The organism is Nocardia vermiculata NBRC 100427 (assembly GCF_001613265.1).
GTDB lineage: Bacteria > Actinomycetota > Actinomycetes > Mycobacteriales > Mycobacteriaceae > Nocardia > Nocardia vermiculata.
Genome location: NZ_BDCA01000030.1, coordinates 79,794 through 90,403 on the forward strand (window position 1 = coordinate 79,794; position 10,610 = coordinate 90,403).

A 10,610-nucleotide genomic window follows, 5' to 3' on the forward strand; every position below is an offset into this window, starting at 1 on the left:
TACCCACCCGATGCGGCCAGAGTCATGGATGACTAAAATGGGACGCACACGCTCCCAGAAGGATGGTGCACAGTGGCGGACATGATGGGCACGGCCCTGGTGCGGCGACACATCGGCCGGACCTTCGAGGCCATGCGATTACGTCGTGGGCTGACCCAGGACCAAGCCGGCCGGGAGATCCAGCGCAGCCGAGGCACTATCAGTCGCATCGAAGAAGGCCACTCGGCCGTACGATTCCGCGATTCAGACGTGGCCCTGATGCTCGATCTGTACGAAGCAACCGACTCCGAACGAGACCTGCTGACCGCGCTGACCGCCGAAACACGCAACGGGGCCAAGAAGTCCTGGTGGCACGACTACACCGATACCGACCTGCCCGAACAGATGCGGCTGTTCTACGTCTTGGAAGACGCCGCGGCGACCATCTGCCAGTACGAACCCGAACTGATACCTGGACTGCTACAGACTCGCCGCTACGCCCGGGTGATGATGACAACCCCCGCCGGATATGCCACCGAGGAAGAAGCTCAACGCCGCACCCAGCTGCGTATGGACCGCCAGAGCGTGCTGACCAGGCCCCGAGCGCCCCAACTCAGTGTCGTCCTCAACGAGGCTGCCATCCGCAGACCGATGGGCGGAGCTGACGTGATGGCCGAACAGCTCGAACACGTGCTGGAATTTGCAGCCCGCGGCAATATCACGATCCGCATCGTGCCGTTCTCGGTCGGGGAGCACGCGGGAGCTGTTGTCAGCGCCTTTTCCCTCATGGACTTTCCCGACTTGCCGGGCACCGCCGGCCCGCTGGAACCGCCAGTGGTGTTCGTCGACACCCTCACCGGCGCGATGTATCTGAACAAGCCCGACGAAGTTTCCGCCTACCGCCTGGTTTGGCAAGACCTCATCGACCGGGCATCGACCCCGGACGAGTCACTCGACCTCATCCGAAAAGCACTGGAGGAATACCGAAATGGGTGACATGACCTGGCGCAAGGCCAGCTACAGCGGCAACAATAACAACTGTGTCGAAGTCGCTTTCGACGATGGCCGCGTCATGATCCGTGACAGCAAATACCTACGCGCCGGCCTCGACCCCGAGGCCCAGCCGATCATCTCCGTCACTGTCGCCCAGTGGCGTGATTTTCTCGATGTTGTAGCCGGGCGCTCTACCGATTCCTCGGAGCCAGCTATCGCCGTGCGCGCCGACGGATCGGCCACTCTCATATCGTCCGGTGGTGTGTGCTTGGATTACACGCCCACCGAATGGTTGTACTTCGCGAGCGCAGTGACCGAAGGCGAGTTCGATGACCTCGCGAACGAGTGGAAAACACCAGCCGACCAGCTCACCGGAGTCTAGGAGGCAAGCTAACGAGCCCCCCAGGAGAACTCTCCGATCAGTTGCAAATGACCGAGCCCGGGAAGTGCGTGGGCCCGGTCATTTTGCTAGGTGGGGCAATCAGCGGCCTAGTGGCCCATCGCGATTCCGCCATCCACGTTGAGCACCTGCCCCGTGATGAATCCCGCTCCAGGGCTCAGGAAGAACGCAACGGCGGCCGCGATCTCATCCGGCTCGCCGAATCGACCCAATGGCGTTGCGGCCAGCGCTTTTTCCACCACATCATCACTGACTACGGACGACATATCCGTCTTGGTGAAGCCAGGAGCCACGACGTTGGCCGTGATGCCGCGCGAGCCGAGCTCACGTGCCACCGACCGCGCGATACCGATCACGCCCGCCTTGGCGGCGGTGTAGTTGACCTGCCCCGGCATACCGCCGAGGCCCGAGGCCGACCCGATGATGACGACACGGCCCGGTTGCTTCTTGTGGTTCTTGAGCATGTTGCGGCTCGCCCGCTTGATCACGCGGTAGACGCCGGTCAGATTCGTGTCGATCACCCGCGTGAACTGCTCGTCGCCCATGCGCATGATCAGGGTGTCATCGGTGATTCCCGCGTTCGCGACCAGGCCCTCCACTGGCCCGTCTTCCTTCTCGATAGTCGTGAATGCGGCATCGACCGAATCCACGTCCGTGACGTCCATCTGCACGCCGCGCACGCCCTCCGGGACATCCGAGCCACGATGTGTGCCCCACACCGTATGGCCTTCCTTGACTAGGTGGCTGGCGATGGCCGATCCGATCCCACGGTTGGCTCCGGTGACTAGGACACGCACGAGTGAATTCCTCCAAAATGGTTGTGCACGTATGGATTCTAGATACAGGGAGCGATCAGGCCGCTGCCGTTTCTTCGGTCAACAGGATGATGGCAACAGGGTCGCCGTGCTTATCCTGGGCGGAGTGCAGGGCGAATTTCGTTGCGGTGAAGGGCTGCCCATCGATCGTGACGGGCTGGTCCGCGCCCTCGCTCGAATCGGGCGAGCCGAGGTGATCGAGATCCACCTGATCGAGAATCTGCGCGACCCGGGATTCGCCGAGGGGCGCCATCCGTCCCACGGTCGTCAGCGGAATTCGATTCTTTTTCTCGACCAGCAACATTGTGGCCTGCGTGAAGCGGACCAGAGTAGCGATGTTGGTCTGGAAGTCCTTGCGTTCCTTCAGGACCATGGTCAGACCGTAGAGGGTCCGCTGGTCGGCCTCCGAGACGCGAAGTCGGCAGCTGGACCACATGTGCGTCCACTGATGAGCTTCCGGGGGGTTCAGTGACCAATATGAGTCGATCAGCAGCCCGTCGTCGCCGGTCAGTGCGTCGTAGTACCCGCCGCACATGCTCCAGGCGTCCTCCGGGCACAAGTATGTGAACAGGTACTGCACATGCCGTTCTTCGTCGGCCTCGCGGCCGTCGCCGATCAGGCTCGGATCATCGCCGCTGGTCCGGGTGGTCATGGCAGTCATGTCCAGGACCCAACCGTTGTACGTGGGCCGTTCCTTGGTTGGCGGCGTGGACGCAATCCAGCAGATCAGGCCGATCGGAGTTCCGTCGGAACCGTCGATCTGGTGAGTCTCGACATGCAAGCCCGGAATCGCCGGAAGCTCCCTACCTTCGAGCTTTGCACTGACGACGGCGGAGACAACCTGTTCACCCTTGTGGTCGTATCCCAGCTTCTGGCGCACGCGCTGAAGTGGCCGCGCTACCCGTTCCCCTGCGAAGCTGTGTACGAACACCTCCCCGCCCAGCTGCGTACCGATGATGTCAATCCCGATCCATTCCCCTGGAAGTGCCATGCAGCCAGCATAAGACCAGCCGACCAGGGTGTTTGTGGGGCGCATGCAGTTGGCCCTCGGTTGTGTCTTCCGTCACTTTTTTTCGAAAACCCGCTTTGCGGGTCCCATGTACCCCTGCTATGGTCGGCTCAGCGGTGACATTTCACATGTCACGCGCGTACGCCCGGTCGGTGAACTTTCCCAACCGGAAGCAGTCGGCCCGCCACGGTGGTGGGTCTGCTTTCGGTTGCGTAGAAGTTGGAGGCCCCGGGTATGACGATTCTTCTCTCTCACGGAACCCGATGGCGGCTTTCAGTGCCCCGTCGGGGGTGCTTTCGTGACCGCTGCTGCGATCTTGCCGCGGGCATACCCCTCCCTGATTGCCGATTCCGGCAGTTCCAGAGCGCGGCTGAGTCGTTCGGCCGCCTCATCGGACAGCGGCCGCTCATTCGCCTCGATCTTGGTCAACGACGCGGTTGGAATCCCCGCCCGCGCGGCGAGTTCCGGCTGTGTGAGCAGCCGAAGGCAACGCCAATCGCTCAGCAACCGGTCGGACTCGGGAATCTGAATGAGCTCGTCCACGCTGACCATCGGTTCGCCGAGGCGATGCAGCTCCACGTTCAGGGCAATCAGTGCGCGCCGGAGAACATCCACTTGCGGATTGCTCAGTCCGGCTTCCCATCTCCGAACCGTCTCATCCGACCTGATGTCCGCCAGCTGGGCGAGCGTTCCACGGGAAAGCTTGGCGTCGGTACGCGCCTTCTCGAAGCGCGCGGCATTGAATCCGCGCAGCACGCTGCGACTCACGCGGGTTCCGCCCATCCGTCCATGAGACGTCACATTGCATCAACTCCTGGAAGTCTTGACTATATGGGTATTAAATACGAGTATTCTATATGGGTGAAGCGTGATCGAAGGTTCAGCTTCACTCGACGAGAGGAGTTGGTGACAACACCCGAGTAGCGAAGAACCGTCTTTTCCTGGCTGGCACCAGGAGAAGGCGAAAGAAGCGCAAGCGCCTTCCCCTGGGCTGGCACCCAGAGGAAGGCGAAGGGGTGACCCCCGGTCGCGGCTGGCACCGCCCGGAGGTCCGCAGATCCGATCAAGGGAGTTCTGCATGTCCAGGATAGATCCTTCGCCCTCGCTTTATCTGCCTTCCCGAGGCTGGCGGAAACAGCGATGACCAATCCGCTAACTGCCGCTGGAGCGAACAAGCCCCAGGGCAATGAACCACCAGCCGCCGCTGTCGCCGGCGCTCTCGGCCTGGTCGTCGGCGCTGTCGTCGCGCCTGGCCTGGTCCCGCTAGGTATCGGTTTCGGCATCGGAAACCGCGGATATGCCGCGTCGAAGCACCGCCGATTCTGGTTGTGGCTCACGCCGGAGCGGCGGCCGCTGATGGCAGCGTCCGTGATTTCGTTCGCCCTGGTGGCCGGCTTCACTGTTGCCGCCATTGCCCGCGTGGCCAACGGTGCCGGACCGAATCAGCTGTGGCCATGGCTGCTTGCGTCGCTTGCCGCCGGCATCGTTGGTGCGCCAGGAGCGTTCCTTATCGGCCGCCGCCTGCTGCGCCGCGAACTGCTCGAAGGCCGCACCCGCGATGTCCTGGTCAATGCCCAGGCCATCGACGCGATGACCGACGCCGACGACGAACAGGTAGCGCGATCGGTCGGAGTATCGCTGAACGAGGACACCGTAGGTCTGTCGGTAGTCGATCAGGACCGCGTGATGACCGCGCCGATTCCCGTCGAGGTGGACCAGGACGTTCGCTACGGCGTCGGCATCCTCATGCCCGACGATTCCATGACCGACCGCCGCAGGTCGGCCCAGTTCACCGCATCGAACTGCGATTTGCTGCTAGTCCCGGCCACGGCCGGTCAGCAACGTATGCAGGTCTTCGCCGGGTCCGGCGTCGGCAAGACCGAGTTCCTGGCGGGCGTCCATGCCTCGCAGAACCGGATGGGAATGACCAGCGTTCTCATCGACCTCAAGGGCATCGCCGAGGACGCCGACCGGTTCGCCGCCGACGCCCGCGCACAGCGTGATTACGTCGGCGCCGAACAGCTGGTTCGCGTCGAGCGCGGCATGTGGGACTTCTTCGATACCACCCGCGACGAGCTGCTTGACCGGCTGATGTTCATCGCGCCCAAGACCCAATCGACGGACTTCTACACGAAGCGTATGCGCCGCGTGCTGGACATCATCATCGACGGGCGCGGTACAAAACCTCTGGTCAAATCCCTCGATGAGCTGACCGAGCGCCTGGCCGATCCGGTGCGCCATCTCGGCGCGCAGCTGGCCGGGCCGATCACCGAGGAAGACCGCCACGGCGATTCCGACGCCAAGAGCGTGGGCCAGGACGTAGACGCCATGTTCGCCCCGCTGCGGCGGCTGCTGCCGAAAACCGGCGAAGGCTGGAGCTTTACGAAGCTCCCCCAGGGATCGGCGACGATCGTTTCCCTGGTCCCGGTCCGCCCCGCTGAACGGCTGCTCGCGAACCTCATGCTGCGCGACCTGCGCGAACTGCTGGCCCAGCGCTCCGAGCAGAGCAAATCCGGAGCCCGTCACCACCCGCTCGCGGTGACCATCGACGAGTTCCCCCAAATGGTGGACCCCGACACCGACGCCGCCGACGAAGCGGTCCGGATCTTCGAGACCGCCCGCGCCGCCGATGTGGGCCTGATACTCGCCGGTCAGACCGTCGAGTCCTTCAGCCTCGATGCGCAGATGCAGCGCCGAATGCTCGGCGCGGGAACTGCGGTCGTGCTCGGCCGCTCCGCACTGCCCGACACCGTGACCGAATCCGCCGGTACGCGCTGGCAACTCGAAGCCGCGGGCGATCCGTATGGGCACGGAATCAACTCCGCTCGCGCACAGCAGACGTTCGCCGTCAGCCCGCAGCAGGTCCGCCAGCTGCACACCGGCTTGTTCTACCTCGTCCATGAAGGCGCGACAGCGCGGTTCATGGCATTTCGAACCAACTAACTCGACCCGATCAGCTCGATGCCTGTTGTCCAGGAAAGGAATTCGAATGTACAAGAAGATCACCACCGCGGCCGTCGGCGCAGCGTGCTCGGTATGCATGGTTACCGGTGTCGCGACCGCGGACCCCGTCACACCGAGCCCGCAGGTTCCGCGAAGCACCCCATCCCCTCAGGCGACCCAGCCTCCGACACCAGAACCGACCCCGGAGCCAGCCACGCCCGGTCTGTCCACGCTGCCGCAGGCCCCGCCGGCGACCGTGTGGCGAAAGACCCCGCCCAGCAGCGGCCACAGCGACGGCGCCTACGACGGTGGAGCGACATACAACGATGGCGGCACGAACACGAACAATGGCGGTGATCAGCAGACTGCGCCCGAGGCTCCCGCCGATCCGCCGACATACGAGCAGATCCCCCTGCCCCCGACCCCGCCGGACGTACTCGGCTCGGGCACATCCACAATTCCGCGGCCGGACTTCGTTCCGCGTGACGTGGCCAAATGGGCGAACGGGTGGCTGGACTACGGCAACTCGATCGTAGATGGCGTCTACACCGCCAACGGAATGCCCGCAGATCAAGCCAGCCGCACGGCCGCCGGCACCGTGACCGGCGCTGCCACCGGCGCTCTGATCGGCGGCACGGCCGGAGCAGTAGTGGTGGGTGTGCCCGCCGCAGTCGCTGGCGGGCTAATTGGTGGGACCGTCGGCGGGGTCGCCGGTGCCGCTCTGGGAACGATAGTTCCCGTCCCCGTGGTCGGGACCGTGACATCCGGTGTGGCAGGCACCGCGCTCGGGGCGGCCGCCGGTGCAGCGGCCGGCGGCGCCGCTGGCGCGGCGCTTGGCGGCGTTGCCGGTGCCGTGGCCGGCGGAACCGTCGGCGGGGTCGCCGGTGCAGCTCTGTCCGGTGGCCCCGGAAACCCGACCATGCCCGCCGACCCGTTGCCGCCGCTCCCTACCCCTGAACCTGCCCCTGCTCCGGCCCCAGACGCCCAAACCGCCCCGTTGCCTGCCCCCGCCACTCCGGCTCCGGGCCAGTTCAACGTCAACCAGGCCATCGACGACGCGGCGGACTGGGCCCAGGACCAGGCCGAGCAGGCCCCACAGCAAATTCAGCAGGTCCAGCAACAGGCCCACGATGCGGTAGCAGCCTTCGCCGGCCTCCTGCCGCACCCCCCGGCCTAACTCGAGGAGGGCGCAGTGGTCCAGGAATCTCAGCGGTGGCGGCAATGGCTCGACAACGCCGCCGTCCCCGCACCCACCAGCACCGACACACGCCGCCGCAAACTACGGCGGCAGGCATCAACCGCCAGCTCGGCAACACCGGCGGCGAAGGAATCCCGCAAGGGCAGTCGCGGCCGCCGGGTGCTGGTGGGGGGTGTGGCCGCAATCGCCGTGGTCACCACCGTAGGAGTAGCGGCGGGCCTGTCGAGTCGCCCAGGCATCACAGACAGCGCCCACCCCTACGAGATCGTGACCACTGAGGCAGCCAACCCGAACGCAGATACCACGAGCGCCCCGCCAGCCTTTTGCACTCCAGGACGGGTCGGCGGGGCGCTGGTCAGCAACAGCGGCGGCGACCAAACAACCGGCGAGGGCGCAGTTGCCGAGTACGAATTTCGGTACTTCGGCCGCCGAGATCCCGCCGCCGTCATGGAAATCACCGACAACGGGCCCGGGGTCCCTGGCCCCGCGCAGGTGGCCGCCGGCATCGCGTCCATTCCTGCCGATGCTCCCTGGTGCGTATCGGTCACCCCAGCGGGCGAAAACCGCTACGAAACCTCAGTCCGCTACCAGCCCAACCCGTCTGAAACACCAGTGTCCTGGCTCATGGTCATCACCGTGGCCCCAGGTGACGACGGCTACCGAGTCGTCCGCATCGAAGACAAAACCGCATAGGAAGGCCAACACCCATGACCACCAGCGCAACTTGGGAAACCATCACCGAGGCCGTTGCCGCCGACGCCGAACGTCTGAAGACAATGACCACCCACGGCGAGCTGTTCGGATGGGCGAAAGAACACGGGCTCACCGGCCCCCAATTCGCCGCCGTCAAGCATGAGCTCCGCAAGATCGGCGTCGACTACGACGCTATCCGCGAACAAGTTACCCGCCAGCGACTCTCCGAGTTGAACGCCGACGCCGCCGAAGGCGTCCCCGTGATCCGTCTGTCCGCAGCCGGCGCCGACTCGGTGAACTCGTACGCAGTATGCGACGCCGAAGGCAATGCGTTGTGGTACGGCACATTCCACGCACGAGACCGCCACTACCGCAAGGGAGACCAGACCAGCGCCGACCAGAGCGCGGCTGGCAAAGCGATCTTCCTCGCTTCGAAGGCCCGCCAGCTGGCCAAGGCTGAAGTCGCCCGCCTACACCTCACCCTGACCAATCCACATGTTGATACGTCCTCCCTCATCCGCGAGGCAACCGCTTGGCGGCTGCTGCTCGACATCGAAATAGACGATGATCCGGCCACCGCCCCTTCCGCCGTTTCCTGGTGCGAGACCGCCGGATACAAGGACTGGAAAGAAGCCGATCTTTCCGCACTCCTCGACGCCCAGACGGATGCCGTCGAGGAGCAGGCATGAGAACGGGCGCGGTGCGCCACACCGCCATCACAGGAGTCTGCGCGGCCGTGGCCGCGGCAACAATGATGGTCTTCGCCCCGCCGGCGATCGGCGAGGAGACCACAAGTGACTGCCCAGATGTCCACGTGCTCGCAGTGCAGGGAACCACCCAGTCGAGCGTCAACGCCCCGACCGACGATGACACCGGAGAGTTGTCGGCGGCGATCATCCCGGTACTGAACGCCGCCCACGACCAGGGGCTGAAGGTTGAGCGCACCTACATCCCCTACCCAGCGTCTTTCGGCGGCCTGGAAACACAGTCACTCGCCGCGGACTACAAGACCAGCGTCATGGACGGCTATAACCGCCTGACGCAGGTGGCCGCCCGAGTGCTGTACCAGTGCCCCACAACAAAACTGGTACTACTGGGCTACTCCCAGGGCGGACATGCGGTGTCGATGTTGGCCCAACAGATCGGGTCCGGAGAAGCCGGACCGATCACCGCGGGAGATATCGCACTCGTCGTGACATACGGAGATCCCACCCGCGGCCCCGACGCGTCTCTGTTCCCGAACCGGCCCGGACAAGTCGGACCAGACCCATGGCCGGGCACCGATAAGAAGACCCGGCCGAGCGCCACCAAATTCGGCGACCTCTACCACTCGCCGAAAGGCCAGGGAATCGGCCCGGAACGCGACATCGCGAAATCCTTCGGCAGCCTGGACGGGCGAGTCGCACAGTGGTGCCTAGACGGAGACTTGGCCTGCTCCGCACCCAAAAGCATCAGCCTGGCGAAGGTCGGCCTCGAGATCGCCGGGCAATCGAACCTCAACTTCACACACGATCCGTTCGGAGTGGTCACATCCCTGGCGGCCGCGACCGCGAACACCTTCGCCAACGGCATGTCCACCTTCATGGACCAGGACGTCAAGGGCAAGAACCTCGCGGACATGTATTTCGACGGCGACGCCTCCATCAGCAAGCGCCTCCAGGACGCCGCAGACCCCCGCAATGCTGATGAACAGACCAACCCGCTTGTGGCGGTGCTGAAGTCCGGCCAGATGGTCATGTCGTCGATGACCAGTTTCGTCGGCCAGGTCCTCAACTCATCCACCCTGGGCAGCCTGATCGACGCGGGGGTGCAAGTCGCAGGCTCAGCAGCCACCGGCGCAGTTACCGCCGGGCTGCCCGCCCTCGCAGGTGGTCCGGCCGCCGCGGCGGCAGCCGCGAGTGCTGGCGCGGCCGCCGGCGCAGCAGCCGGCGCGCCCGGACTTGTGGCACCCGCTATCTCGATCTTGGGCAACGCCGCTACGGCAGCACTCAACATCATCCCGCCGCAATCGGCAGAGAAGAAGGTCAGCTCCATCTTCGATCTGCTCATCAACGAGGTGAAAGCCAACGCGGATCTGCCGCAGCTCCTCCTGGATTCGCGACTGTGGAACCAACAGGCCACCCACGGCGGATACCGCACCGCCCGCGTGGCCATCGACGGCTCCACACCGATGGGCGTGACCGCGGACTGGATCATCGCAGCAGCACGTGACCTGCACACCGAACACGACAAGCAGGCAAAAGACCTGCCGAGCAGTTCAACGAAGACTTCTGCCACGAACATCAGCTCGACGCCTGCGGTGGACACAGTGGAAGCACCGTACGACCGTGCGCCCGACGGCGATGTGTCCAACCCGATCGGTCCCCCAGTCGGCGACCACGGCCAAAACACTCAGACCGTCGCTGACGCACATACACCCGGCGATGTGCGCATCACCAGCAGCGGCCAGACCGCTCCCCCTACCGACACCACGACTAAGCCCCTGGTCTGGGTATCGGATGGCCCCGAATCCATCGCCGCCCGCGTCGTCGCCAGCAATCCCACCACCCCCGCCGGAACCTTGCTGCACATCGGATCGCC

The 10,610-nt window shown here is 64.8% G+C and carries 10 protein-coding genes; 7 read left to right on the plus strand and 3 right to left on the minus strand.

Annotation, left to right across the window (positions count from 1 at the left end; translation table 11 throughout):
• The first annotated feature begins 81 nt into the window (after positions 1–81).
• Complete coding sequence (locus NV2_RS25115) at positions 82–975, plus strand: helix-turn-helix domain-containing protein (RefSeq protein ID WP_067879383.1); 894 nt, start codon at positions 82–84, stop codon at positions 973–975.
• Positions 968–1,354 (plus strand): DUF397 domain-containing protein, encoded by a 387-nt coding sequence (locus tag NV2_RS25120; RefSeq protein WP_067879386.1) that lies wholly within the window; start codon positions 968–970, stop codon positions 1,352–1,354. Before NV2_RS25115 ends, NV2_RS25120 begins: the two co-directional genes overlap by 8 nt.
• A gap of 107 nt (positions 1,355–1,461) precedes the next feature.
• Here NV2_RS25120 and fabG read toward each other — a convergent pair whose 3' ends face one another.
• From fabG to NV2_RS25135, 3 genes are all read right to left on the minus strand, one after another.
• Positions 1,462–2,169, minus strand: a complete 708-nt coding sequence (gene fabG / locus NV2_RS25125) for a 3-oxoacyl-ACP reductase FabG (protein ID WP_067879389.1) — start codon at positions 2,167–2,169, stop codon at positions 1,462–1,464.
• A gap of 55 nt (positions 2,170–2,224) precedes the next feature.
• The gene (locus NV2_RS25130; protein WP_067879392.1) at positions 2,225–3,178 is read right to left on the minus strand and encodes a hypothetical protein; all 954 of its coding nucleotides are present in this window, start codon (positions 3,176–3,178) and stop codon (positions 2,225–2,227) included.
• 291 nt (positions 3,179–3,469) lie between these two features.
• The gene (locus NV2_RS25135; protein ID WP_067879395.1) at positions 3,470–3,979 is read right to left on the minus strand and encodes a helix-turn-helix domain-containing protein; all 510 of its coding nucleotides are present in this window, start codon (positions 3,977–3,979) and stop codon (positions 3,470–3,472) included.
• Between the two features lie 357 nt (positions 3,980–4,336).
• On the opposite strand from NV2_RS25135, the gene NV2_RS25140 reads away from it, so the two are divergent.
• The 5 genes from NV2_RS25140 to NV2_RS25160 form a co-directional block, all read left to right on the plus strand.
• Positions 4,337–6,139 (plus strand): type IV secretory system conjugative DNA transfer family protein, encoded by a 1,803-nt coding sequence (locus NV2_RS25140; protein WP_067879398.1) that lies wholly within the window; start codon positions 4,337–4,339, stop codon positions 6,137–6,139.
• 46 nt (positions 6,140–6,185) lie between these two features.
• Entirely contained in the window at positions 6,186–7,316 is a 1,131-nt protein-coding gene (locus NV2_RS25145) for a hypothetical protein (RefSeq protein ID WP_067879401.1), read from the plus strand.
• A 15-nt stretch (positions 7,317–7,331) separates the two neighbouring features.
• The gene (locus NV2_RS25150; RefSeq protein ID WP_067879404.1) at positions 7,332–8,030 is read left to right on the plus strand and encodes a DUF8176 domain-containing protein; all 699 of its coding nucleotides are present in this window, start codon (positions 7,332–7,334) and stop codon (positions 8,028–8,030) included.
• 14 nt (positions 8,031–8,044) lie between these two features.
• Positions 8,045–8,719: a hypothetical protein gene (locus NV2_RS25155; protein WP_067879407.1), complete on the plus strand. Its 675-nt coding sequence runs from the start codon at positions 8,045–8,047 to the stop codon at positions 8,717–8,719.
• A partial coding sequence (locus NV2_RS25160) for a cutinase family protein (RefSeq protein ID WP_067879410.1) occupies positions 8,716–10,610 on the plus strand: 1,895 nt, incomplete at its 3' end. The genes NV2_RS25155 and NV2_RS25160, both read left to right, overlap by 4 nt.

Excerpts from the sequence above, each read along its gene's own strand:
- NV2_RS25155 (WP_067879407.1), top strand. The coding sequence starts at position 8,045 with ATGACCACCAGCGCAACTTGGGAAACCATCACCGAGGCCGTTGCCGCC.
- NV2_RS25115 (WP_067879383.1), top strand. The coding sequence starts at position 82 with ATGATGGGCACGGCCCTGGTGCGGCGACACATCGGCCGGACCTTCGAG.
- NV2_RS25130 (WP_067879392.1), bottom strand. The coding sequence starts at position 3,178 with ATGGCACTTCCAGGGGAATGGATCGGGATTGACATCATCGGTACGCAG.
- NV2_RS25135 (WP_067879395.1), bottom strand. The coding sequence starts at position 3,979 with ATGGGCGGAACCCGCGTGAGTCGCAGCGTGCTGCGCGGATTCAATGCC.
- NV2_RS25145 (WP_067879401.1), top strand. The coding sequence starts at position 6,186 with ATGTACAAGAAGATCACCACCGCGGCCGTCGGCGCAGCGTGCTCGGTA.
- NV2_RS25140 (WP_067879398.1), top strand. The coding sequence starts at position 4,337 with ATGACCAATCCGCTAACTGCCGCTGGAGCGAACAAGCCCCAGGGCAAT.
- NV2_RS25120 (WP_067879386.1), top strand. The coding sequence starts at position 968 with ATGGGTGACATGACCTGGCGCAAGGCCAGCTACAGCGGCAACAATAAC.